Origin of the sequence: Pseudonocardia abyssalis, from assembly GCF_019263705.2 — a bacterium.
Lineage (GTDB): Bacteria > Actinomycetota > Actinomycetes > Mycobacteriales > Pseudonocardiaceae > Pseudonocardia > Pseudonocardia abyssalis.
Genome location: NZ_JADQDK010000001.1, coordinates 5,290,699 through 5,313,968, shown reverse-complemented (window position 1 = coordinate 5,313,968; position 23,270 = coordinate 5,290,699). Strand labels below are relative to the sequence as shown.

26 protein-coding genes are annotated in these 23,270 nt (G+C 73.5%); 15 read left to right on the top strand and 11 right to left on the bottom strand.

The window, feature by feature from the left end:
• Positions 1 to 9 precede the first annotated feature (9 nt).
• Positions 10 to 456 (bottom strand): MarR family winged helix-turn-helix transcriptional regulator, encoded by a 447-nt coding sequence (locus tag I4I81_RS26095; protein ID WP_218601045.1) that lies wholly within the window; start codon positions 454 to 456, stop codon positions 10 to 12.
• Between the two features lie 43 nt (positions 457 to 499).
• On the opposite strand from I4I81_RS26095, the gene I4I81_RS26090 reads away from it, so the two are divergent.
• The 4 genes from I4I81_RS26090 to otsB are packed head-to-tail and all read left to right on the top strand — an operon-like array spanning position 500 to position 5,347.
• Positions 500 to 1,699: a multidrug effflux MFS transporter gene (locus I4I81_RS26090; protein ID WP_218601046.1), complete on the top strand. Its 1,200-nt coding sequence runs from the start codon at positions 500 to 502 to the stop codon at positions 1,697 to 1,699.
• 58 nt (positions 1,700 to 1,757) lie between these two features.
• A complete protein-coding gene (locus tag I4I81_RS26085) occupies positions 1,758 to 3,170 on the top strand; it encodes a threonine/serine exporter family protein (RefSeq protein ID WP_218601047.1) in 1,413 nt (470 codons plus the stop codon).
• A 39-nt stretch (positions 3,171 to 3,209) separates the two neighbouring features.
• Complete coding sequence (locus tag I4I81_RS26080; protein WP_218601048.1) at positions 3,210 to 4,601, top strand: alpha,alpha-trehalose-phosphate synthase (UDP-forming); 1,392 nt, start codon at positions 3,210 to 3,212, stop codon at positions 4,599 to 4,601.
• A complete protein-coding gene (gene otsB, locus I4I81_RS26075; RefSeq protein ID WP_226363579.1) occupies positions 4,598 to 5,347 on the top strand; it encodes a trehalose-phosphatase in 750 nt (249 codons plus the stop codon). Before I4I81_RS26080 ends, otsB begins: the two co-directional genes overlap by 4 nt.
• Here the strand turns inward: otsB and I4I81_RS26070 are convergent, their stop codons facing one another.
• The gene (locus I4I81_RS26070) at positions 5,348 to 6,448 is read right to left on the bottom strand and encodes a LacI family DNA-binding transcriptional regulator (RefSeq protein ID WP_218601049.1); all 1,101 of its coding nucleotides are present in this window, start codon (positions 6,446 to 6,448) and stop codon (positions 5,348 to 5,350) included.
• Between the two features lie 113 nt (positions 6,449 to 6,561).
• Here I4I81_RS26070 and I4I81_RS26065 point away from each other — a divergent pair, with 113 nt between their 5' ends.
• Genes I4I81_RS26065 through I4I81_RS26055 form a run of 3 tightly spaced genes read left to right on the top strand, consistent with a single transcriptional unit; the run spans position 6,562 to position 9,187 of the window.
• The gene (locus tag I4I81_RS26065) at positions 6,562 to 7,524 is read left to right on the top strand and encodes a metal ABC transporter solute-binding protein, Zn/Mn family (protein WP_218601050.1); all 963 of its coding nucleotides are present in this window, start codon (positions 6,562 to 6,564) and stop codon (positions 7,522 to 7,524) included.
• On the top strand, positions 7,524 to 8,339 hold the full coding sequence (locus I4I81_RS26060; RefSeq protein WP_218601051.1) for a metal ABC transporter ATP-binding protein: 816 nt from the start codon (positions 7,524 to 7,526) through the stop codon (positions 8,337 to 8,339). Before I4I81_RS26065 ends, I4I81_RS26060 begins: the two co-directional genes overlap by 1 nt.
• Complete coding sequence (locus tag I4I81_RS26055; RefSeq protein ID WP_218601052.1) at positions 8,339 to 9,187, top strand: metal ABC transporter permease; 849 nt, start codon at positions 8,339 to 8,341, stop codon at positions 9,185 to 9,187. The genes I4I81_RS26060 and I4I81_RS26055 overlap by 1 nt, the downstream gene beginning before the upstream one ends.
• A 3-nt stretch (positions 9,188 to 9,190) precedes the next feature.
• On the opposite strand, the gene rlmB is transcribed toward I4I81_RS26055, so the two are convergent.
• Positions 9,191 to 10,177, bottom strand: a complete 987-nt coding sequence (gene rlmB, locus I4I81_RS26050) for a 23S rRNA (guanosine(2251)-2'-O)-methyltransferase RlmB (protein ID WP_218601053.1) — start codon at positions 10,175 to 10,177, stop codon at positions 9,191 to 9,193.
• Between the two features lie 16 nt (positions 10,178 to 10,193).
• Positions 10,194 to 11,585, bottom strand: coding sequence for a cysteine--tRNA ligase (cysS, locus tag I4I81_RS26045; RefSeq protein WP_218601054.1), 1,392 nt, complete (start codon positions 11,583 to 11,585; stop codon positions 10,194 to 10,196).
• Positions 11,586 to 11,680: 95 nt separating this feature from the next.
• On the opposite strand from cysS, the gene I4I81_RS26040 reads away from it, so the two are divergent.
• Complete coding sequence (locus tag I4I81_RS26040) at positions 11,681 to 12,052, top strand: VOC family protein (protein ID WP_225924698.1); 372 nt, start codon at positions 11,681 to 11,683, stop codon at positions 12,050 to 12,052.
• A 78-nt stretch (positions 12,053 to 12,130) separates the two neighbouring features.
• On the opposite strand, the gene ispF is transcribed toward I4I81_RS26040, so the two are convergent.
• The 3 genes from ispF to I4I81_RS26025 form a co-directional block, all read right to left on the bottom strand.
• Positions 12,131 to 12,595 carry a 2-C-methyl-D-erythritol 2,4-cyclodiphosphate synthase gene (ispF, locus tag I4I81_RS26035; RefSeq protein WP_218601055.1) on the bottom strand — a complete coding sequence of 155 codons (465 nt, stop codon included), beginning with the start codon at positions 12,593 to 12,595 and terminating at the stop codon, positions 12,131 to 12,133.
• Entirely contained in the window at positions 12,592 to 13,176 is a 585-nt protein-coding gene (locus I4I81_RS26030; RefSeq protein ID WP_218601062.1) for an IspD/TarI family cytidylyltransferase, read from the bottom strand. The genes ispF and I4I81_RS26030 overlap by 4 nt, the downstream gene beginning before the upstream one ends.
• 104 nt (positions 13,177 to 13,280) lie before the next feature.
• Positions 13,281 to 13,772 (bottom strand): CarD family transcriptional regulator, encoded by a 492-nt coding sequence (locus I4I81_RS26025; RefSeq protein WP_073457680.1) that lies wholly within the window; start codon positions 13,770 to 13,772, stop codon positions 13,281 to 13,283.
• Between the two features lie 225 nt (positions 13,773 to 13,997).
• Here I4I81_RS26025 and I4I81_RS26020 point away from each other — a divergent pair, with 225 nt between their 5' ends.
• Genes I4I81_RS26020 through I4I81_RS26010 form a run of 3 tightly spaced genes read left to right on the top strand, consistent with a single transcriptional unit; the run spans position 13,998 to position 16,819 of the window.
• Positions 13,998 to 14,645, top strand: coding sequence for a copper chaperone PCu(A)C domain-containing protein (locus tag I4I81_RS26020; RefSeq protein WP_218601056.1), 648 nt, complete (start codon positions 13,998 to 14,000; stop codon positions 14,643 to 14,645).
• 4 nt (positions 14,646 to 14,649) lie between these two features.
• On the top strand, positions 14,650 to 16,011 hold the full coding sequence (gene radA / locus I4I81_RS26015; RefSeq protein WP_218601057.1) for a DNA repair protein RadA: 1,362 nt from the start codon (positions 14,650 to 14,652) through the stop codon (positions 16,009 to 16,011).
• A 55-nt stretch (positions 16,012 to 16,066) separates the two neighbouring features.
• Positions 16,067 to 16,819: an AIM24 family protein gene (locus I4I81_RS26010; RefSeq protein ID WP_218601058.1), complete on the top strand. Its 753-nt coding sequence runs from the start codon at positions 16,067 to 16,069 to the stop codon at positions 16,817 to 16,819.
• Between the two features lie 6 nt (positions 16,820 to 16,825).
• Here the strand turns inward: I4I81_RS26010 and I4I81_RS26005 are convergent, their stop codons facing one another.
• Complete coding sequence (locus I4I81_RS26005) at positions 16,826 to 17,614, bottom strand: hypothetical protein (RefSeq protein ID WP_218616399.1); 789 nt, start codon at positions 17,612 to 17,614, stop codon at positions 16,826 to 16,828.
• Positions 17,615 to 17,914: 300 nt separating this feature from the next.
• Here I4I81_RS26005 and I4I81_RS26000 point away from each other — a divergent pair, with 300 nt between their 5' ends.
• The 3 genes from I4I81_RS26000 (at position 17,915) to I4I81_RS25990 (ending at position 19,816) form a co-directional block, all read left to right on the top strand.
• Complete coding sequence (locus I4I81_RS26000) at positions 17,915 to 18,403, top strand: beta-class carbonic anhydrase (protein WP_218603471.1); 489 nt, start codon at positions 17,915 to 17,917, stop codon at positions 18,401 to 18,403.
• A gap of 70 nt (positions 18,404 to 18,473) precedes the next feature.
• Complete coding sequence (locus tag I4I81_RS25995; RefSeq protein ID WP_226363578.1) at positions 18,474 to 19,340, top strand: HhH-GPD family protein; 867 nt, start codon at positions 18,474 to 18,476, stop codon at positions 19,338 to 19,340.
• Positions 19,341 to 19,360: 20 nt separating this feature from the next.
• Positions 19,361 to 19,816 (top strand): 2'-5' RNA ligase family protein, encoded by a 456-nt coding sequence (locus I4I81_RS25990; protein ID WP_218603461.1) that lies wholly within the window; start codon positions 19,361 to 19,363, stop codon positions 19,814 to 19,816.
• Here the strand turns inward: I4I81_RS25990 and I4I81_RS25985 are convergent.
• Positions 19,806 to 20,552, bottom strand: a complete 747-nt coding sequence (locus tag I4I81_RS25985) for an alpha/beta fold hydrolase (RefSeq protein ID WP_308187703.1) — start codon at positions 20,550 to 20,552, stop codon at positions 19,806 to 19,808. The two genes, I4I81_RS25990 and I4I81_RS25985, sit on opposite strands and share 11 nt — an antisense overlap.
• A 247-nt stretch (positions 20,553 to 20,799) precedes the next feature.
• Between I4I81_RS25985 and I4I81_RS25980 the strand changes: the two genes are divergently transcribed.
• Complete coding sequence (locus I4I81_RS25980) at positions 20,800 to 21,486, top strand: M24 family metallopeptidase (protein ID WP_225924697.1); 687 nt, start codon at positions 20,800 to 20,802, stop codon at positions 21,484 to 21,486.
• Here I4I81_RS25980 and I4I81_RS25975 read toward each other — a convergent pair.
• Positions 21,473 to 21,988, bottom strand: a complete 516-nt coding sequence (locus tag I4I81_RS25975; RefSeq protein ID WP_218603463.1) for a hypothetical protein — start codon at positions 21,986 to 21,988, stop codon at positions 21,473 to 21,475. The genes I4I81_RS25980 and I4I81_RS25975 overlap by 14 nt on opposite strands.
• Positions 21,985 to 23,226 carry a molybdopterin-dependent oxidoreductase gene (locus I4I81_RS25970; RefSeq protein ID WP_226363577.1) on the bottom strand — a complete coding sequence of 414 codons (1,242 nt, stop codon included), beginning with the start codon at positions 23,224 to 23,226 and terminating at the stop codon, positions 21,985 to 21,987. Before I4I81_RS25970 ends, I4I81_RS25975 begins: the two co-directional genes overlap by 4 nt.
• Positions 23,227 to 23,270: the final 44 nt, after the last annotated feature.

The window sequence follows — 23,270 nt, the reverse complement described above, 5'->3', positions numbered from 1 at the left end:
GTGTCGATCCTAGAGCGTCCGGGCCGGGTCGGCCGTGACGGCCCGGGCCAGGCGCTCGATGGCGGGGGCGGCGGCGCGGAGGAGGGCTTCGTCGTCACCGGAGAGCAGGTCGGCGAGGATGGCGGCCCAGGCCTTCTCCAGCATCTCCCGGTGCCGCACCGCGTCGGGGCTGTGCCACAGGAGCGTACGGCGCTGGTCGTCGGGATCGGTGGTGCGGTCGACCAGGCCGCGGGCGACGAGGCCGCGGACGGACGTGCTGACGTTGCTGGTCTGCAGGCGCAGGGCGCGGGCGACCTCGGAGACCGAGGACCCCGGACGGGCCCCGATCTGCTGCAGCACCTCCGACTCCGACGGCGGCAGGACGTCGAGACCCACCTGCGCGACGCCGCGGCGGTGCAGGGACCGGGACAGCACGTGGACGGCGGTGGCGATGGTCCGGAGCTCCGAGTCGGTCACATCCGGCAGGCTACGCGACTATTTTATATCTAACGTCATAACTATGCCTCGTGCCGAGAAGCTCTGGATCACCGTCCTCGCCCTGCTGACGTCGATCGCGCCGCTCGCCACGGACATGTACCTGCCCGCACTCCCCCACGTCGTCGACGACCTCGGCACGACCGCGTCGGGGGTGCAGCTGACGCTCACCGCGTTCCTGGTGGGGCTCGCGGTCGGGCAGCTCGTCATCGGCCCACTGTCCGACGCGCGCGGGCGGCGGCCGCTGCTCCTGATCGGCGCCTCGGTGTGCACGCTGGCCGGGGTCGCGGTGGCGTTCGCGCCGAGCATCGAGTTCATGGTGGGTGCGCGGTTCGTCCAGGGCTTCGCGGGAGCGGCGGGCATCGTGCTGGCGCGCGCGGTGATCGTCGACCGGACCTCGGGTCGCCGCACCGCCCAGCTGTTCACGCTGATGATGGCGATCAACGGGGTCGCCCCGGTCGTCGCGCCACTGATCGGCAGCGGACTGGTCGAGTCGATCGGCTGGCGCGGGATCTTCGGCGTACTGGCCGGGCTCGCCGTGCTGATGGTGGTCGGCGTGCTGGTGGCGGTTCCCGAGTCGCTGCCCGTGGAGCGCCGTCGCAGCGGCGGTCTGCGCCGCACCGCCGCCGACATCGCCTCGGTCCTGCGCCGCGGCCCCTACCTCGCCTGGACCCTGGTGCTCGGCCTGTCGTTCAGCACCATGTTCGCCTACATCTCCGGGTCGTCGTTCGTGCTGCAGGACGTGCTGGGCCTCTCGACGACCGGGTACGCAGCGGCGTTCGCGGCGAACGCGGGGGGCCTGGTCCTCGCCTCCCTGCTCGGCGCGCGCTGGGACGCCGACCCGCGACTCAAGGCCACGATCGGCGTCGCGGTACTCGTCACGGCCGCCGCGGCGCTGCTGGTGGTGGTGACGCTGGCCGGCGCCCCGACCTGGCCGGTGCTGGCGCTGCTGTTCCTGACCGTGGCGAGCCTGGGACTGATCATGGGCAACGCGACCGCGCTGGCCACGAACCACGTCCGTGACGTCGCCGGCACCGGGTCGGCCCTGCTCGGGGCCCTCCAGTTCGGGCTGGGTGCCGCCGTGTCGCCGCTCGTCGGATCGAGCGCGGCGGCGATGGCCGTGGTGATGCTCGCCACAGCGGGTCTCGCCGTGATCGCCCTGCTCACGGCGCGTCGGCTCGATCCCGCGGACGCCGTGACGACGCCCGCCGCAGCCGTCGTCTGACGGCCCCTACCCTGGCGTCCATGCCCCGCACGACCCTCGCCGTCACGAGCGGCTGAGCATGTCCGACCAGCCCCCCCGCTTCACCCGGCGCGTCCGCAGCAAGCTCCGCAAGGAGGCCCACGACCTGCTGCAACCCGGGCCGCCCAGCATGCAGCTGCTGTGGCCGATCGGGCCCCAGGTACCCGACGACGCCCGGGTGCAGGAGGTGCTCGACCTCTGTATGCGCGTGGGCGAGGTGCTGCTGTCCAGCGGCGAGAGCGTCGACGAGACGACGGGTGTCATGCTGCGCCTGGCGGCGGCGGCGGGCCTCTCGGCGGTCGACGTGGACATCACGTTCACCTCGATCACCATGTGCTGCCATCGCGGGATGGCCGCCGCCCCGGTGACGTCGATGCGGCTGGTGCAGTACCGCTCGCTCGACCTCACGCGGCTGATCGCCGTCGGGAGGATCATCGAGCGCGTCGAGAGCGGCTCGGTCGACGTGCGCACCGCGGCGATCGAGCTGTCCGAGGCCGTCCGCTCGCGGCACCCGTACCCGCGATGGGTGGCCACGGTCGGGTGGGCCGGGCTGGCCGCGTCGATCGCGGTGCTCCTCGGCGGCGGCTGGATCACCGGCCTCTACGCGTTCGCCGTCACCGCCGCGATCGACCGGATCGGGCGGCTGCTCAACCGCCGCGGACTGCCCGCGTTCTTCCAGCAGGTCGTCGGCGGGGCGCTCGCCACGGGCGCGACGGTGACCCTGTTCGGCGTCGGCGCGTTCCCGCCGGGCACCCGGCCGTCGCTCGTCATCGCCGCGACGATCACGGTGCTGTTGTCCGGCCTGTCGGTCGTCGGCACCGTGCAGGACGCGATCACCGGCAACTACGTCACCTCGGCGGGCCGGGCGATGGAGATCCTCCTGCTCTCCGCCGGTCTGCTGGTCGGGGTCGTGATGGGCCTGCGCGTCGGGCTGGAGTTCGCGCCGCCGCTGGAGGTGGCGGGCGAACTGCCGACCGGGATCGGGCGGTTCTGGCTGTCCACCGTGGCCGCAGGGGTCGCCGCCGCCTGCTACGCGCTCGCCGGCTACGCCCCCGGGCGCTCGCTGCTGGCCGCGGCGATCGCCGGCGCGGCCGGTTTCAGCAGCTACAGCCTGCTGGTGCAGGTCGCGGGCATCGGCCCGGTGGCCGCGACCGGCGCCGCCGCGATCGTCGTCGGGCTCGCCGCGGGCCTGTTCCGCCGCGGCGGCGGGGTGCCGCCACTGGTGATCACCCTGGCCGGCATCACCCCGCTGCTGCCCGGGTTCAGCGCCTACCGCGGCTTCTACCAGCTCGCCATCGAGGGCGTCTCCGACGGCCTGGTGACGATCACGCTCGCACTGGGCATCGGGCTCGCCCTCGCAGCCGGGGTGGCCCTCGGCGACTTCCTGACGCGCCCGGTCCGCCCGTCCGGACCGGCCGTCGCGGAACCCGCACCGGAGCCCGGCGCCGCGTAGGCTCACCGCCGTCGATGACCCGTACGACGAGGAGAGTCCGTGGCCGAACAGAGCGCCGAGTTCGTGGTGGTGGCCAACCGGCTGCCGGTGGACCTGGAGAAGCTCCCGGACGGCACGCAGCGGTGGAAGCGCAGCCCCGGCGGCCTGGTCACAGCGCTGGAGCCGATGCTGCGCAGCCGTGAGGGGGCGTGGGTCGGCTGGCCGGGTCTCGCCGACGCCGAGGCCGAGCCGTTCGTCGAGGACGGGCTGACGCTGCACCCGGTGATGCTCACGTCGAAGGACGTCGAGGACTACTACGAGGGTTTCTCCAACGGCACGCTGTGGCCGCTCTACCACGACGTCGTCGCACCGCCCGCGTTCCACCGGCACTGGTGGCAGGCCTACGTCCGGGTCAACAAGCGGTTCGCCGAGGCCGTCGCCGAGGTGGCCGCGCCGAACGCCACGGTCTGGATCCAGGACTACCAGCTCCAGCTCCTCCCCGCGGAGCTACGCGTGCTGCGCCCCGACCTGCGCATCGGCTTCTTCCTGCACATCCCGTTCCCACCCACGGAGCTCTACCAGCAGCTGCCGTGGCGCAAGGAGATCGTCGAGGGGCTGCTCGGCGCCGACCTCGTCGGCTTCCACACCCCCGGCGGCGTCCGCAACTTCCGCTGGCTCGCCACCCGCTTCACCGACGCCAAGCCGGGCGCGCGCAACGAGGTCAGCTACGACGGGCGCACCGTCAAGCTCGGCGCGTTCCCGATCTCCATCGACTCCGCGCAGCTCGACGAGCTCTCCCGCACCCCGGAGGTGCAGCAGCGCGCGAAGGAGATCCGCAACGACCTGGGCAACCCGGAGCGCGTCATCCTCGGCGTCGACCGCCTCGACTACACCAAGGGCATCGACGTCCGGCTCCGGGCGTTCGAGGAGCTGCTGCAGGAGGACCGCGCCGGCGACACCGTGATGATCCAGCTCGCCACACCCAGCCGCGAGCGCGTCGAGCACTACCAGACGATGCGCGCGGGCATCGAGCAGTCGGTGGGCCGGATCAACGGCACGTTCGCGCGCGTCGGGCACCCGGTGCTGCACTACCTGCACCAGGCGCTGCCCCGCGACGAGCTCGCCGCGTTCTTCGTCGCCGCCGACGTCATGCTGGTCACGCCCCTGCGCGACGGTATGAACCTCGTCGCCAAGGAGTACGTGGCCTGCCGCAGCGACCTCGGCGGCGTGCTCGTGCTCTCGGAGTTCGCCGGCGCCGCGATCGAGCTCAAGGAGTCGGTGCTGGTCAACCCGCACGACACCGACGGAGTCAAGAACGCGCTGCACCAGGCGTTGACGATGCCGGCGGCGGAGTCGCGCAAGCGGATGAAGTCGCTGCGCCGCCAGGTGCTCTCGAACGACGTCGACCGCTGGGCCCGCTCCTTCCTCGACGCGCTGGGGCTGCCGTCGTGACCGACCTCGACGCCGCGATCCGCGAGATCGCTTCGGCGAGAACGCTGCTCGTCGCCCTCGACTTCGACGGCGTGCTCGCCCCCCTCGTCGACGTGCCGTCGGAGTCGCGACCGCTGCCGGAGTCGGCCGCAGCGCTCGGCTCGCTCGCGACGCTGCCCGGCACCGTCGTGGCGCTGGTCTCCGGACGCGGGCTGGCCGACCTCGCCGCCACCTCCGGCTTCGGCACGCCGATCCGGCTGGTCGGCAGCCACGGCGGGGAGTTCGACGACGGCGGCGCCGTCCTCGACGACGACCAGCGCGCCCTGCTCGACGCCCTGACCGCCGAGGTCACCGCGCTCGTCGACGGCGAGCCGGGCGTGAAGCTCGAGCACAAGCCCGCGGGGATCGCGGTGCACGTGCGGGGCACCGGGCCCGAGGTCGGTCCGCGGGTGCTCGACGCCGTGCGCACCGGCCCCGCCGCCCGCCCCGGCGTCGACGCCACCCCGGGCAAGGACGTGCTCGACCTCGCCGTACTACAGGTGAACAAGGGCATGGCCGTCGACGTGCTGCGCGAGCGCGTGGGCGCCGACGCGGTGCTCTTCGCGGGCGACGACGTCACCGACGAGACCGCGTTCGCCCGGCTGGGCCCCGGCGACGTCGGGGTGAAGGTCGGCGACGGCGACACCGTGGCCGGTCACCGGGTCGCGGGCCCGCCCGACGTCGCCCGGGTGCTGGAACTGCTGCTCGCCACCCGTTCGCAGGCCTAGCTACCAGCCGGGGAACCAGCGCTCCGCGCGCGGCGCCGCCCCGGTGGTACCGACGATCAGCTCGGTGGGCAGCAGGACGGTGCGGGGTCGGTTGCGGTCGCCGCGGTCGAGCAGCAGCTCACCGGCCGCCCGCCCCTTCTCCAGGACGGGCTGGCGGACCGTCGTCAGCCCGGCGCGCAGGCCCTCCGGGACGCCGTCGAAGCCCGTGACCGTGAGGTCCTCGGGCACGCTCAGCCCGCGCTCGGCGGCGTGGCGCAGCGCGCCGAGGGCGAGGATGTCGGACGTGCAGGCGATCGCGGTGATCTCCGGGTGGGCGGCGAGGAGCTCCGCTGCGGCCGACTGTCCCGCGTCGACGCTGTGGGCGAACCGCTCGTGCACGGGGACGCCCGCCCAGTCGATCCCGGCCTCGGCGAGCCCGTCCCGCAGGCCGCCGAGCCTGTTGCGCTGTACCGGGTAGGTCGAGCCGTTCTGCCGGTCGTCGTCGGCCGGGCCGTCGTATCGCCCGGTGCCCAGGCGCATGCAGAGCACCCCGATGCGCCGGTGGCCCAGCCCGGTGAGGTGGCGGGCGAGGTCGAGCATCGCGGCGCGGTCGTCGATGCCCACCCGGTCGACACCCTCGACGTGCAGCGGCTGGTCGCACACCACGGTGGGCACCGGACGCTCCAGCACGGCCTTGAAGTGCGGGTCGTCCTCGCGCACCGAGTAGACGACGAAGCCGTCGACGCCCGCCTGGTGCACCGCGGTGACGTCGGCGAGTTCGGGACTGACCGGCACCAGCAGCAGCCCGGACCCCGCCCGCTCGCAGGCCAGCGCCAGCCCCTCCAGGAAGCCGGTGGCCGCCGGGTCGCGGAACGCGTAGGACAGCGCCTCGGTGAGCAGCAGCCCCACCGCGCCCGCGCGGCGCGTCCGCAGGGACCGGGCGACGGGGTCGGGCCCGGGGTAGCCGAGCCGCCGGGCCGCCTCCAGTACCCGCGCCCGCAACGGGGCGGAGAGCTGGTCGGGGCGGTTGTAGGCGTTGGAGACGGTGGTGCGGGACACGCCGAGCTCGGCGGCCAGGGACGCGAGCGTCGCCGGGCGCCGTACGTCACGGGATCCGCGCATCGGGGCAACCGTAACGGTTCAGACGCGGGGTCGAAAGCCCGGCGGCCCCGCACCCGCACCACACGCTAGAGTGAATCGACAACGGTTATCGCTACTGCACGGGAGTTCGTCGCATGCGACTGCGTCCACTGGCCGGGGCGGCCACCGCCCTCGCCGCCCTCACGCTGACCGCCTGCGGCTCGGGCGGGGCACCCACACCCGCCGCCGCCGACGACGGCACGCTCACCGTCGTCGCGTCGACGAACGTCTACGGCAGCATCGCGGAGGCCGTCGGGGGCGCCGCGGTCACGGTCACCTCGCTGATCAGCGACCCCGCCGCCGACCCGCACTCCTACGAGAGCACCCCCGCCGACGCCGCCACCGTCGCGGGCGGCGACGTCGTCGTCTACAACGGCGGCGGGTACGACGAGTTCATGCCGCAGCTGCTGGAGTCCGCGGGCGGCGAGCGGACCGTCATCGACGTCGCGGAGCTCTCCGGGCTGGTCCCCGCCGAGGAGGCGGGCGAGGAGCACTCGGCGGACGACGGGCACGACCACGGCGAGTTCAACGAGCACTTCTGGTACAGCCTGCCCACGATGCAGACCCTCGCCGACCGGCTGGCGCAGGAGCTCGGGGCCGCCGACCCCGCGAACGCCGCCACCTACACCGCGAACGCGCAGTCCTTCGACGCCTCGGTCGCGGGTCTCATCGAGCGGGTGGAGGCCGTCGGTGCCTCGGTGCCGGGCGGTCGCGTCGCCGTCACCGAGCCGATCCCCGGCTACCTCATCGAGACCGCGGGCCTGATCGACGCGACCCCGCCGGAGTTCTCCGAGGCCGTCGAGGAGGACACCGACCCGCCCGCGGCCGTCGTCGCCGCCACACTCGCCCTGTTCGACCCGGCCACCCCGGACCCGCTGCGCGCCCTGATCCTCAACGCCCAGACCGAGACACCCACCACCGACCAGGTGCGCCAGGCCGCGGACGCGGCGGGTGTGCCGGTCGTCGAGGTCACCGAGACGCTGCCCGAGGGCACCGACTACCTCGGCTGGATGGCCGCTCAGGTCGAGGCGCTGACCGCCGCGCTGAACCCCGTCTGATGGTCGTCACACTGGAGCGCGTGCCCGCCGTCGCCCCCGCCGTGGCCCTGCGGGGCGCGAGCGTCCGCTTCGGCGAGCGCACGCTCTGGGACGGGCTCGACCTCGACGTGGCACGCGGGGAGTTCCTCGCCGTGCTCGGCCCGAACGGCTCGGGCAAGACCACACTGATGCGGGTCCTGCTGGGACTGCTGCCGCTCTCCGGCGGTGAGGTGCGGATAGCGGGCACCGCTCCCCGCCGGGGCAACCCGACGATCGGGTACGTGCCGCAGCAGAAGGCGCTCGATCCCGACCTGCCGCTGCGCGGGCGCGATCTCGTCGGCCTCGGACTCGACGGCCACCGCCTCGGGCTCGGCCTGCGCGGGCGTCGCGAGCGCCGGGCGAAGGTCGAGGCGGCACTCGCGTCCGTCGGCGGCACCGGCTACGCCCACTCGCCGGTCGGGCGCCTCTCCGGCGGCGAGCAGCAGCGCCTGCGCGTCGCCCAGGCCCTCGTCGGCGACCCCGACGTGCTGCTGTGCGACGAACCGCTGCTCTCGCTCGACCTCGCCCACCAGCGCACCGTCACCGACCTGATCGACGCCCGGCGCCGCGACCACGACACCGCGGTCCTGTTCGTCACCCACGAGATCAACCCGGTGCTGCCGCTCGTCGACCGGGTCCTCTACCTCGTCAACGGGAAGTTCCGGATCGGGCCGCCGTCGGAGGTGATGACGTCGACGGTGCTCTCCGAGCTGTACGGCACCGACGTCGACGTGCTGCGGGTGCGCGACCGGCTCGTCGTGGTCGGTGCCGACGGCCGCAACGGGGTGCACCACTGATGGACCGGCTGTTCAGCTTCGAGGGCATCGGCCAGCTGCTGACGTTCGACTTCGTGCAGAACGCGCTGATCGCCTGCGCGGTGCTCGGGATCGTCGCGGGCGCACTCGCCCCGCTGATCGTCTCCCGCGGCATGGCGTTCGCCGTGCACGGCACCGCGGAGCTCGCGTTCACCGGCGGCGCCGCGGCCCTGCTGATCGGCGTCGGCGTCGGGATCGGGGCGGTCGTGGGGGCCGTCGTCGCGGGGCTGGTGTTCGGCATCCTCGGGCTGCGGCAACGCGAGCGCGACTCCGTGATCGGGGTGGTGCTCGCGTTCGGGCTCGGCCTCGGAGTGCTGATGCTCTCGCTCTACAGCGGACGGGCGTCCAACAAGTTCGGACTGCTCACGGGGTCGATCGTGTCGGTCAACAGTGCCGACCTGATCGTGCTCGCGGTCGTCGCCGTCGTCGTGATCGCGGTGCTCGCGGTGCTCTACCGCCCGCTGCTGTTCGCCAGCACCGACCCGGACGTCGCCGTCGCGCGCGGGGTGCCGGTACGGGCTCTGTCGCTGGTGTTCGCGGTGCTCGTCGGGCTCGTCACGGCCCTCGCGGTGCCGATCGTCGGGGCGATCCTGGTGCTGTCGGTGATGATCGCGCCGGGCGCGGCGGCCGCGCGCGTCACCGCGAGCCCGTTGGCCGCCACGGTGATCGCGGTGCTGTTCGCCGAGATCGCGCTGGTGGGCGGAGCACTGCTGTCACTGGCCCCCGGGCTGCCGGTGTCGGGCTACGTCGCCGCGATCTCGTTCGTCCTCTACGTCGGCTGCCGGGTGGTGGCCCGCCTGCGCGGGCGGGCCACCGTCGTCGCCGCCTAAGGCTCAGCGCAGGCGCGCCCGGCGCTGGCGCGCGATCTCGGCGAGCACCACACCGGCCGCCACCGAGGCGTTCAGGCTCTCGACCGGGCCGGCCATCGGGATCGAGACCGTGAGGTCGCACGTCTGCTTGACCAGCCGGCTCAGACCCTTGCCCTCCGACCCGATCACGATCACGACCGGGTCGGTGGCGAGCTCGAACTCGTCGAGGGTGACGTCACCGTCGGCGGCGAGTCCCGCGACCATCAGCCCCGCGCTCGCGTACTCCTGCAGCGTGCGGGTGAGGTTCGTGGCCCGGGCCACCGGCACGCGCGCCGCCGTGCCCGCCGAGGTGCGCCAGGCGACGGCCGTCATGCCGGCGGCGCGGCGCTGCGGCACGACCACACCGTTGCCCCCGAACGCGCCGACCGAGCGCACGACGGCACCGAGGTTGCGCGGGTCGGTGACGCCGTCGAGCGCGACGACCAGGCCGGGCTCGCCGCTGTCGGCCGCGATCTCCAGCAGCTCGTCGGGGTGGGCGTAGGCGTACGGCGGCACCTGCAGGGCGAGGCCCTGGTGCAGCGCGCCGCCCGCCATCTTGTCCATGTCGCCCTTGGCGACCTCGAGGATCGAGATGCCCATGTCGGCGGCGAGGTGCAGGGCCTCGCGCACCCGTTCGTCTGTGGTGCCACCGATGACGACCTGCAGCGCGGTGGCCGGGACCCCGGCGCGCAGGCACTCGACGACGGGGTTGCGGCCGAGCACCGTCTCCGGCGTCTCGCCGTCACCCGCACGACGGCGGTTGGCGGTGGTACCCGGCTTGCCGTGGTTGGCCGCCGAGCGCTCCGCGAGCTTGGCCCGGCGCGCCGCGGGGTGGTGGGGACGCTCCTCCTTGGGCGGGGTCGGTCCCTTGCCCTGGAGCTGCTTGCGCCGCTGACCGCCGGAACCGACGACCATCCCCTTCTTCGTGCCGTCCTTGCGCATCGCACCGCGACGCTGGGAGTTGCCGGCCATCTAGTTCTCTTCTTCCTCAAGCATCTTTGAGCGTCCAGGTGGGTCCGTCGGGGCCGTCCTCCACGGACACCCCGGCGGCGGTGAGACGGGCGCGCACGTCATCCGCTGTGGCGAAGTCGCGGTCGGCCCGCGCCTTCGTGCGCTGCGCGAGCAGCCCGTCGACCAGTGCGGTGAGCGCGGACGCGGTGGCGTCGTCGGCTCCGGAGCCCGCGAGCCAGCGGGGGTCGAGCGGGTCGAGGCCCAGCACGGCGGTCATCGCGCGCACCGACTCCGCGGCGGCCGTGGCGCCGGCGCGGTCGCCCGCGTCGAGTGCGGTGTTGCCCTCGCGCACGGTGTTGTGGACGGCCGCGAGCGCGCCGGGCGTGCCGAGGTCGTCGTCGAGCGCCGCACCGAACGCCGCGGTCGGTGCGCCGACGTCGGGCAGCCCGACCCGCTCGCGCACCCGGTGCACGAACGACTCGATCCGCCGGTAGGCCGCGACGGCCTCCTGCAGCGCCGCGTCGGAGAACTCGATCGAGGACCGGTAGTGCGGCCCGACGAGGTAGTAGCGCAGCTCGACGCCGCGGACCCTGCGCAGCAGGACCTCGATGCCGAGCGTGTTGCCCAGGGACTTCGACATCTTCTCACCGCCCATGGTGACCCAGGCGTTGTGCAGCCAGTAGCGGGCGAACGGGTCGCCCGCCGCGTGGCTCTGCGCGAGCTCGTTCTCGTGGTGCGGGAACACCAGGTCGAGCCCGCCGCCGTGGATGTCGAACTCCGCACCCAGGTACGTCGTGGCCATCGCCGAGCACTCCAGGTGCCAGCCCGGACGGCCGGCGCCCCACGGGGTCGGCCAGCTCGGCTCGCCCGGCTTGGCCGCCTTCCACAGCGCGAAGTCGACGGCGTCGCGCTTGTCGCCGCACTCCACCTCGCCCTGCTCGACCTCGTCGACGCGCTGGCCGGACAGCGCCCCGTACTCCGGGAAGGAGCGCACCGCGAAGTAGACGTCGCCGCCCGCAGGGTAGGCGTGCCCGGCGTCGATCAGCCGCTGCATCAGCTCGATCATCTGCGGCACGTGACCGGTGGCCCGCGGCTCGAGCGACGCGGGCAGGCAGCCGAGCGCGTCGTAGGCGGCCTGGAAGGCGCGCTCGTGCGTGGCGGCCCACTCCCACCAGGGGCGACCGTGGTCGGCGGCCTTGGTGAGGATCTTGTCGTCGATGTCGGTGACGTTGCGGACGAGCGTGACGTCGAGCCCGGAATGGGCGAGCCAGCGCCGGAGCACGTCGTAGTTCAGCCCGCTGCGGACGTGCCCGATGTGCGGCAGGCCCTGCACGGTGGCCCCACAGACGTAGATCGACGCAGCCCCGGGACGCACGGGGACGAAGTCCCGCTGCTCTCGTGTGGCGGTGTCGAACAGGCGCAGGGTCACACGGTCCAGAGTACGGACCCCCTCCGTCCCGGCTCCTAGCAGGGGACATCCGCTTTGTCCACGACGGGGCCCGCGCGCTGCGTCACGCTGCACCCATGACCGATCTCTACCCCCGCCTCGTCGTGGCGGACGCCGACAGCGCACTGGCCTTCTACTCCGCAGCCCTCGACGGGGAGGTGACCGAGCGCTTCACCGGACCCGACGGGAAGGTCCAGCACGCGATGGTCGCCGTGGACGGCGTCAGGTTCGCGGTGAAGGACGCCGACGACACCGATCCCGCCCCGCGGCCCGGCTCCGTGCCGGTGATCATCGCGCTCTACGTCGACGACCCGGACGCGGTGGCCGACCGCATGGTCGCCCACGGCGCGACGGTGCTCTTCCCGGTGGCCGACCACGACTACGGCGAGCGAGGCGGCCGCCTCGCCGACCCGTACGGCCACCTGTGGATGGTCGCCCGCCCCCTCTGACGCCGAGTTTGCGGTCGGAGCTCGGTGTCTTTGCCGACCAGCAGGACAAGACACCGTGCGCGAACGGCAAACTCGCGGTCAGGGGCGCAGGAGAAGGGCCGTGGCCACGGCCGCGATGCCCTCGCCGCGGCCCGTCAGGCCCAGGCCGTCGGTGGTCGTGCCGGAGACCGCGACCGGGCCGCCCACCGCGTCGGAGAGCACCTGCTGGGCCTCGGCGCGGCGGGTGCCGATCTTCGGGGTGTTGCCGATCACCTGCACCGCGGCGTTGCCGACGGTCCAGCCGTCGGCCTCGACGAGCCGGCGCACCTCGGCCAGCAGCGTCACCCCGCTCGCCCCCGACCACTCGGGACGGCCGGTGCCGAACACCGCACCCAGGTCCCCGAGCCCGGCGGCGGAGAGCAGCGCGTCGCACAGGGCGTGGGCGGCGACGTCACCGTCGGAGTGGCCCGCGCAGCCGTCGACGCCGGGCCAGAGCAGTCCGGCCACCCAGCAGGGGCGGCCCGCCTCCACCGGGTGCACGTCGGTGCCGATGCCGACCCTCACGAGCGGATCGCCCGCTCGGCGAGGGCGCGGTCCCAGTCGTCGTGGACGGCGAAGGCGAGCGGGTGTCCGGGCACGGTGTGCACGCTCTCACCCGCACCGGTCCAGGCCCGCACCGGATCGTGCTGCGCGACGTCGAGCACGGCGCGCAGCAGCGACCCGTCGAAGCCCTGGGACCCGTCGAAGCCCTGGGGCGTCTGCACGACCCGCAGGGTGGACCGGTCCGGGGTGGCGTGCAGCAGACCGCCCGCGTCGACCTCCTTGACGGTGTCGACCAGCGGCAGCACCGGCACCACGACCCGGTGGCCCGCGCACACCGCATCCACGACGGACCGCGCCGTCGCCACCGGAACGAGTGGGCGGGCGGCATCGTGGACGAGCACGCAGGAACCGTGCGTCATCAGGCCGTCACCAACGGCGCCACCCGGTCGTTGACCGGCGTGTGCCCACCGACCACCTGCGCAGAGAGCAGCGACCGAGCCGTGGACGGCTACGGGCAGCCCTGCGCACGCGACGTCCACATCGGACATGCGCGACGGTGGAACCAGGAGATGGACACGCCGGATCCCCGGAACGGCCAACATCGCCTGCACGGAACGCACCACGAGTGGTACGCCTCCGAGCAGACTGCCGGCGTCCGGGGACGGCGCGACGACCACGACCGCGTGTACGAGCACGCGGTGCGGGATCAGGCGTTGGCGGTGGCGAGAACCTCGTCGAGGAGAACCTCGGCGCGCTCCTCGTCGGTGCCCTCGGCCAGGGCCAGCTCGCTGACGAGGATCTGCCGGGCCTTGGCCAGCATGCGCTTCTCGCCCGCGGACAGGCCACGGTCCTTCTCGCGGCGCCACAGGTCGCGGACGACCTCTGCCACCTTGTTCACGTCACCGGAGGCCAGCTTCTCGAGGTTGGCCTTGTACCGACGTGACCAGTTCGTGGGCTCTTCGGTGTGCGGTGCACGAAGCACCTCGAACACCTTGTCGAGACCCTCTTGGCCCACCACGTCACGAACGCCGACGACCTCGGCGTTCTCGGCGGGAACACGCACCGTGAGATCACCCTGGGCCACCTTCAGGACGAGGTACTTGCGCTCCTCGCCCTTGATGGTCCGGGTTTCGATGGCCTCGATGAGAGCGGCACCGTGGTGCGGGTAGACAACGGTCTCTCCGACCTTGAAAACCATGTGTCCATAGCCCCTTTCGCTGACCCCAGGTTAACACGCCCGGACCGACCCCCGCCGCTCGGGCCGCACCGTCGTCGCAGGTCAGGGGATTGACAAGGAGCGGCAAACGTGGTGGGCACAGCCGCGTCGGCGGTCCCGTGATCGCTTGACTAGGCTGCAAGCCCTGGTCGCCGGTGCGCCCGTGGCGCGACGAATCCCCGCCGGCACGGAGAGGACGAAGCAACCGTGAGCCGCACTGCGCGCACCCGCCCCGCCACCCCGTCATCGAGGTCCGGCCTGCTCGCAGGCGTGCTGATCGGAGCGCTGGCCCTCACGGGCTGCGGCGCGGGCCAGGTCGCCGGCACCGCCCAGCAGCAGGCGGCGGTGGCAGGGAACAACACGACGGTGGGGCCGATCGCCGTCCGCGACGCCGTCATCGTCTTCGCCGAGCAGCCGGTCGAGGGCGGTGCCGTGCACGCCCGCGGCAGCGACGCCCCGCTGAGCATGACGATCGTCAACGAGGGCACCGAGTCCGACCGCCTCGTCTCCGCCAGCAGCCCGTGGGCGAGCTCGGTGGAGATCACCGGCACGTCGGAGGTCCCCGCCGGCCGGTCGATCGTGGTCGAGGGCGCGGCCCCCGAGGTGCTGACGCCGACGACCGGGATCCCCACCTCCGGCACGCGGCCGACCCCGTCCGCCGCTCCGAGCTCGGCGCCCGCCTCCGAGCCGGCCGCCGCCGAGGGCACGCAGATCGTCCTCACCGGGCTGCTCGACGACATCCGCGCCGGCGTGTCCTACGACGTCGTGCTGGTGTTCGAGCGCGCCGGCGAGGTCCGCTTCCAGGCCCCCGTCGGCAGCACCGAGGAGCCGCGCGAGGACGAGCCCGCCGAGTGACGGCATGACCGGTCGCACCCGCGCCCCCCGCAGCGCCTACCGCTGCTCGGACTGCGGGCACCAGGCCGCGCAGTGGGTCGGGCGCTGCCCGTCCTGTCAGGCCTGGGGCACGCTGGAGATCACCGCCGCGGCGGCCACTCCGGCGCGTTCCCGGGTCGTCGCCGCGGGCGCCCCGAGCTCGCCCGCCCGCCGGATCGGCGACGTCGACCTCGACGTCGCACGGGCCCGGACCACCGGGGTGTCCGAGCTGGACCGCGTGCTCGGCGGCGGCATCGTCCCCGGAGCGGTGGTGCTGCTGGCCGGGGAGCCGGGCGTCGGGAAGTCGACGCTGCTGCTCGAGGTGGCGGCCAAGGCGACCGGCCGCGTGTTGTACGTCACGGGCGAGGAGTCCGCGGGGCAGGTCCGGCTGCGCGCCGAGCGCACCGGGGCCGTGCGCGACGAGCTGTACCTGGCCGCCGAGTCCGACCTGGGCGCGATCGTCGCCCACATCGACGACCTGCGCCCCGACCTGCTCATCGTCGACTCGATCCAGACCATGTCCACCGCCGACGTCGACGGCTCGCCCGGTGGCGTCACGCAGACGCGCGCGGTCACCGTGGCGCTCACCGGGCTCGCGAAGGACCGCGGGCTACCGGTCCTGCTCGTGGGACATGTCACCAAGGACGGCAACATCGCCGGGCCGCGCGTGCTGGAGCACCTCGTCGACGTCGTGCTGTCCTTCGAGGGAGACAAACACTCGACGCTGCGCATGGTGCGCGGGGTGAAGAACCGCTTCGGCCCCGCCGACGAGGTCGGCTGCTTCGAGCTGCGCGACTCCGGGATCGTCGGGCTGCCCGACCCGTCGGGGTTGTTCCTGGCGCGCTTCGGCGGTCCCCCGGTGCCGGGTACGGCCGTCACGATCGTCATGGACGGACGGCGGCCGCTGCCCGCGGAGCTGCAGGCACTCGTCACCGGGAAGGACATCCCGAGCCCGCGGCGGGCCGTCAGCGGGCTCGACAACTCCCGCGTCGCGATGCTGCTCGCCGTGCTGCAGAAGCGCGCGGGGGTGAAGCTGCACGACGCGGAGGTCTACGCGGCCACCGTCGGCGGGATGCGGGTCGTCGAGCCGGCGGCCGACCTCGCGATGGCACTGGCGATCGCGTCGGCCCGCACCGACGTCGCACTGCCGTCGGACCTCGTCGTACTCGGGGAGCTGGGGCTGGCGGGCGAGGTGCGGCGGGTCACCGGGCTCGACCGGCGCCTCGCCGAGGCCGCGCGGCTGGGCTTCACGCACGCGCTCGTGCCGCCCGACCCGGGGACCACCCCGAAGGGGATGCGGATCACCGAGGTGCACGACATCGAGTCGGTCGTGCGCACGCTGCGCTGATCCCCCGGCCCGGCGCTCTGGCATCCTGGCCGCGCATCGACAAGGGGGTGGGACCGTGGCCGACTTCCGGCACCTGGTGGACCAGGCCAGGGGCGAGGGCATGGCCATCGAGCTCTACGAGCTCGCGCTGCGCAAGGACGGCGGACACACCAGTTCCACCACCGGCTACGTCTCCTCGGCGTACGCGACGCGGCAGGTCAGGATCGTCCTCGACGGTGGCGGCGCGCTGCTGGAGCCGGGGGCGCTGCAGTACGCCAAGGGCCGGCTGAAGATCGACGTGCAGAAGGCGCAGGGGGCGGGCGGGCTGCTGCGCAGGCAGGTCGTCTCCGCAGGCACCGGTGACGCGGCCTTCGCCACCCGCTACTCCGGGCACGGCGAGGTGTGGACCGAGCCGACGCGCGGACACTTCGTCCTCGCCTCGATGGACGGCCCCGAGGACTCCCTCATCCTCGACGACGGGGCGTTCTACGCCTGCGAGGGCACCGTCGAACTCGGCCACCACACCCACCGCTCGGTGAGCGGCGTGCTCTCCGGCAACGGACTCGTGCAGCCGAAGCTCACCGGCCGTGGCGTGTTCATCGTCGAGTCGCCGGTGCCGGTCGAGGAGATCGAGGCGATCGAGATGGACGGCACGGACGAGCTGATCGTCGACGGCGACGTGATGCTGATGTACAGCGCCACGCTCACGGTGGAGCTCCGCCCGCTGGTCTCCGGCCTGCGGAACGCCGCGCGGTCGGGCGAGGGTCTGGTCTTCCGGTTCACGGGCACCGGAACCGTGTGGCTCACCCCGACGGCGCGGGTGCACTGAGACCGCTCAGGGGTTGCGCAGGAACGGCGCGGGCTGGCTGATCACGTCGTCGACGCGGGTGAGCACGCGGTACGCCCCGGCCGGCACCTCGGTGCGCGTCTCCGCGCACCCCGGTGTCGACGTGCGACCCGCCCAGCGCACCGCGAACACGACCGGCTGGCCGGGCACCAGCGTGCGCAGGTCGACCGTCGTCGGGTTGACGCAGTCGTTGCTCGACCACAGCCGGTCCACCCCGTCACCGCTCCACACGACGATCTCCTGGCGGGCGCCGTCGAGGTCGCGGACGCAGGGCTGCTCGCTGATGTTGACCACGACCAGGCGCAGCGTCGGGCGTTCCCCGACGCGGTGCTCGGGCTGATCGATCTCCGCGCCGACCGAGATCATGTCGTTCGTGCACGGCACCGGGCCCGACGGTGGGACGGGCACCGACGGCGGCACCGGGACGGCCGCGCGCGGCGTGTCGTCGGGGAGCACGATCTCCGACGTCGTGGCCGGCGGTTCGGAGGTGGCCGACTCCGCCGTGCTCGAGCCGGCCGGGGTCGGCGTCGATCCCTCCCCCGCGGTGGACGACGGACCCGTCCCCGGCGACGACGCGGGCGCCGGGGACGGGTCGGCCTGCTGGGGAGCGGTCATGGCAGCCCGTCCGGGCTGGGCGGTGGGGGTCGACGCGGGCGGGGCCAGCAGCACCGCCACGGTCCAGGCCACCGCGACCAGCGCGGCGACCGTCGACAGGATCGCCACGAACCGCCGCCTCCAGTAGACGGAGGCGGGAAGCGGACCGACCGGCTCCCACATGTCACGGAGCGTATCCGAACAGTTACCACGAGTTGCGGACCGTCGCAGCGTCGGCGCGTCGTGGGTGAACGGTAACCACCCGTCCGGCGGACCGGGTTGCCCCGGGGGTGCGCGTCACGGTTGACTCATGCCGTGATGCGCATGCTGCTCGAGGCCTTCTGGCCCAGCCGTCGCGTCATGGAGTTCGACGAGTTCTGTCGCCCGGCCGCGTAGCGCGACCGCACCCTCCCCCTCCGCCCGGTCGCCGCGTGGCCGCTTCACGTCCGCACCCACCCGACCTCCCGGAACCGGAGAACACCCATGTCCGTCACGGACGACCTCCTCGCCAACAACGCCAAGTACGCGGAGTCCTTCCAGGGCCCGCTCCCCCTGCCCCCGGCCAAGCAGATCGCCGTCCTCGCCTGCATGGACGCCCGGCTGAACGTCTACGGGATCCTCGGCCTCAACGAGGGCGAGTCGCACGTCATCCGCAACGCGGGCGGCGTCGTCACCGACGACGAGATCCGCTCGCTCGCCATCTCCCAGCGCCTGCTCGGCACGAAGGAGATCATCCTCATCCACCACACGGACTGCGGGATGCTCACCTTCACCGACGACGAGTTCAAGAAGGGCATCCAGGACGAGACCGGCCTCAAGCCCCAGTGGGCCGCCGAGTCGTTCACCGACCTGGACACCGACGTGCGGCAGTCGATCAACCGCATCAAGGCCAGCCCGTACATCCCGCACACCGACCAGGTGCGCGGCTTCGTGTTCGACGTGGCGACCGGCAAGCTGAACGAGGTGGCCTGACGGCCCCGTGCGCGGAAACGGTGGCCGGGGCCGCCGTTTCCGCGCACGACCTGCGTGGCACCATCGGCCGGTGCCACTGCCCGACCTCGTGCTCACCTGGTACCGATCCGAGGCCCGCGACCTCCCGTGGCGCCGCCCCGGCACCACGGCGTGGGGCGTGCTGGTCAGCGAGTTCATGCTCCAACAGACGCCGGTAACCCGCGTCGAGCCGATCTGGACCGACTGGATGGCGCGCTGGCCCACCCCGTCGGCCCTCGCCGCGGCATCCCGCGCCGACATCCTGCGCGCCTGGGGCAAGCTCGGCTACCCGCGGCGCGCGCTGCGCCTGCACGAGGCCGCAGCCACGATCGCCGCGGCGCACGACGACACCGTCCCGTCCGGGACAGACGACCTGGAGGCGTTGCCGGGCATCGGTTCCTACACCGCGCGTGCCGTCGTGGCGTTCGGGTACGGACGGCGCGCGCCCGTCGTCGACACCAACGTCCGGCGCGTCGTCGCCCGGGCGGTGCACGGAGCCGGTGACGCCGGACCGGCCCGGACGAAGCCCGACCTCGCCGACGTCGACGCCCTGCTCCCCCCGGACGACGCCACCGCGGCGGAGATCTCGTCCGGGCTCATGGAGCTCGGCGCGGTGGTCTGCACCGCGCGCGCCCCCCGCTGCGGGATCTGCCCCGTGCACGCCGAGTGCGCCTGGCAGGCGAACGGACGCCCGGCCTACGACGGCCCGCGCAAGCCGGTGCAGGGCTTCGCCGGCACCGACCGCCAGGTGCGGGGCAAGCTGCTCGACGTGCTGCGCGGCACGGCCCACCCGGTACCGCGCGACGCGCTGGACGCGGTGTGGCCCGACGCCCCGCAACGCGACCGCTGCCTGCACTCCCTCCTCGTCGACGGGCTGGCGGAGCAGCACGACGACGGCCGCTTCGCGCTCCCCGCCTGATCCGTGCCCCGGACCTGATCATGGCCCAGACCGTGCGCTTCCGGCTCGACCCCGACGCCGTCGCGGCGCTGCACGCGCTACGCGGCAGGCTCCCGCGCGACCTCGCCGCCGTCGACGAGCCCGCGGTCACCGTCGCCGCCGCGACGTCGGTGCCGCCTGCCGCCCGGGCGGCTCTCGACGCCGAGCTGCGGTTGCTGGTGGTGCCGTCGATCTGGCTGGCCACCCTGGGCACGGTCGCGGGCCGGCCGGACCAGCTGGTGCTCGCCGCCGTCGTCGACGCGGAGCTGCTCGCCGTGCACGCCGCCGTCCACGACGCCCTCGCAGGGCGGGTGAAGGGGCCGGTGGCGGCCCACCTGCCCGGCGCGTGGCTCCCGCACTGCGTACTCGCGACAGAGCGGCCCGCCGAGGCGTTCGCCGCGCTGCACCCGGTGGCGCCGGTGCGGGCGCGCGTCGAGGGCGTGGAGGTCAGCGGGTGAGGAACCCCTCCACCGCCGCGCGGTAGGCCTGCGGCGCGGCCGCGTGCACCAGGTGGCCGGTGCCCGGGATGCGCACGTGCCGGGCGTCGGGCAGGCGCCGCGCCATCTCCGCCATCTGCCCGGGTGGCGCGACGGACTCCGCCGCCTCGATCAGCAGCACCGGGCACCGCACCGCGTCGAGCAGCGGCCAGAACGCCGTGCGCGCCCACTCCCCGGCGACGTCCGCGGCGTGCTCGGCCGACGTGCTCAGGTACAACCCGTCCGGCCCCGCCCGGACACAGCGCGCCATGTACTCGCCGAACTCCGGGCGCGGCCACCCGAACGCCTCCCGGACGACGTCGAGCGACGGGAACGGCTGCGGCACGGCCGCGAACCAGGCGCGGGCGGCGTCGGCGTCGCGCCCGACGAAGTCGACCCCCATGTCCTCGACGACGAGCGCACGCACCAGATCGGGGCGGGCGGCGGCGAGCGCGATGCCGTGCAGCCCGCCCATCGAGTGGCCGATCACGGTCGTCGGCCCCGCGAGCACCCCCGCCGCGTCGGCCGCCATCCGCTCGACGGTCCACGGACCGCGTGCTCCGGAGCGCCCGTGCCCGCGGGCGTCGAGGCCGAGCACCCGGCCGTGCGCGGTGAGCCAGCGCGCCACCGGTTCCCAGGTGTCCGCGCATCCCATCAGGCCGTGCAGCAGCAGGATGGGCGGACCCTCGCCGCCGAACTCGCGGACCGCGAGATCCACGTGTTCGCCGTCTCGCGAACTGGGGTCGACCGGCATACCGGACAACATCTCACCCCACGAAGGACTCCCGCGGGCCCGCACCGTTCGAGCACCGGGGCGACGAGCACGGCGCTAGGCGGTGCTGTTGACGGGACCCGCGGCCGGGCATCGCGATCGGGCCGCTCATCACGTCGCGCGCGACCCGACGACATCCAGCCGGCGCTCTCCACATGAACACCTGACGTGCAGCTGCGGCATGCTGGGGGGTATGGACGAGCACGTGCGTGCCGCAGAACTGGTCGCGGCGGAGGAGAAGGCCGAGCTGTTGTTCGCCGAGGTCACCCGGCGCGGTCTGGTCGCCGCCGGGGTGCGCGAGTCGGTCGTGAGCGATCGCGTCCGCGACCTCGGCGCCGAGCTGTTCGGCATCGAGCGGCACTGGCACAAGCGGGTCGTACGGGCCGGGCCGAACACGTTGGCGCCGTACCAGGAGAACCCGCCGGACCGGGTCATCGAGGACGACGACATCGTCTTCCTCGACTTCGGGCCGCTGCTGGAGCGGTGGGAGGCCGATTTCGGCCGCACCTACGTGCTCGGCGACGACCCGGCGAAGCTCGCGATCGCGGCCGCCCTGCCGCGCCTGTGGGCCGACGGCCGTGCGCACTTCGAGGCCCACCCGGACATCACAGGGGCCGAGCTGTACGCCCACGTCGGCGAGCTGGCCAGGGAAGCGGGCTGGGAGTTCGGCAACTCCCACGCCGGGCACCTCGTCGGGGAGTTCCCGCACGAGCTGGTCGACGGCGCGAAGATCGAGAGCTACATCGCGCCGGAGAACACGAACCCGATGCGGCGCACCGACCGGAACGGCGCGCAGTGCCACTGGATCCTGGAGATCCACATCGTCGACCGGGACCGGGGGTTCGGCGGCTTCCACGAGCAACTGCTCACCCTGCGCTGATGACCCCTGCGCTGATGACCCCTGCGCCGACCGCCCGCGCCGCCCGGCGCACCCGCACCGCGTAGACCAGGGCGGACCCGACGAACAGCACGCCGGTGACGCCGAGCCAGCGACCGAGGTAGACATCGGTGCCCAGCCCCGTGGCCCCGGTGAACGCATCCTCGCGCCCGCCCAGGATCAACGGGAACCAGACCAGCATCAGCAGCCCGGAGAACGCGACGGGCACCCGGAGGTGGTTGATCCACGCGACGCCCGACGCCGCGGGCAGCGGGCGGCGGCGCCGGAACAGCCGGCTCTGGGCCGTCGCGTCCGCGAAGGCGTAGACCGGCAGGAACACGAGGTCGTGCAGCACCGCGGCCCCGACGAACCAGGTCAGCAGCGCGAACCACGGCGCCCCCTCGGCCAGCACCCGGCTGGCCGCGTACCCGGCGAGCCCGATCGCGGCGAGCTGGAGCAGCAGGTGCAGCGGACGCTCGCCGTAGAACCTCCGGAACGCGTTCACGCCGTCACCACCGTGAGGCGGCCGACCCACTTGGTGGCGTGCACGCCCGGCGCCGCCGGGATGATCGTCCGGGCCGGGTAGCCGTGATCGAGCGAGAGCTCCTCGCCGCCGACGAACAGCGCGAGCAGCGACTCGTCCGCCTGCGACTGCCCGACGCTCAGGCTCACCTGCCCGAACGCCCCGCCCGCCTGGAACGACTCGACGAACAGTCGGTCCTGTGTGGACCCGCCCGCGAGCCGCACCAGGTCGGCGAGCCGCACCCCCGTCCACGTGCAGGAGATCGACCAGCCCTCGACGCACGCGATCGGCAGGTCGTAGGTGTGCTGCGGCAGGGCCGCCAGGTCGGCGCGGGTGAACCGCTGCGTCCCCGACGGCCCGGCCAGCTCGAGCCGCCAGGCGTCGGCGCGCGCCCGGGTGACACCCGCCGTCTCCGCGGTCTTGTTGACGGGGAACGCGTTCGCGCCCTCGCCGAGGTCGCGGTCGTGCGGTGCGAACAGCGCGGTGCGGCGCAGCGGCCCGTCGAGGGTCTGTCCGACGTAGAGCCCGAACAGGGTGGCCGACGCGGCCCCGACGAAGGCCGCGGCTCCGCGCCGCGACATCGTCGGCGGGGACGGGTCGGTGGCCACGAGCGGGCCGTCGGGATCGGGGCGGGTGTCGGCGGTGGACGTCGCCAGCACCTCGCGGACCGGCCGGGCGCGCAGGGACCGCACCATCGTCGGGAACTTGAGCAGCACGTGCGCGACGAACGCCCCGATGAACACCCACGCCCCGTAGAGGTGCGCGGTGTAGAAGGAGAACGGGAAGACGTAGAAGACCTGGATGTTCAGGATCCCGGTCACGAACTCGAACACGATGCCGCCGACGAGCAGCAGCAGCGAGGCCCGCTCCAATGCGTGCCCGATCGACCGGACGGGCGGCAGTTCGAACAGCTTCGGGATCACCGACCACAGCTTCGCCAGCACCACCGGCACCAGCGCGATGCCGAGCGCGACGTGCGCACCCTGGGTGAGCCGGTAGAGCCACGGCGGGTCGGTCGGCCAGTCGAACAGGTAGAACCCGAGCAACTCCTTCCCCGGCGTCGCGTCGTTGCCGGGCAGGTTCGGCTCGTACGCCGCGTAGGACAGCAGCCCCGTGACGATGACGACGACCAGCGGGACGAGCAGGGCCAGCCCGAGTGCGGCCGTCAGCCACGGGCCGCGCAGCGGACTGCGCCAGATCGTTCTCTCCCGAATCTCCACGCCACAGTGATAGCCCCCGGAAGGGCCCCGGGAGGCCCGGGTCA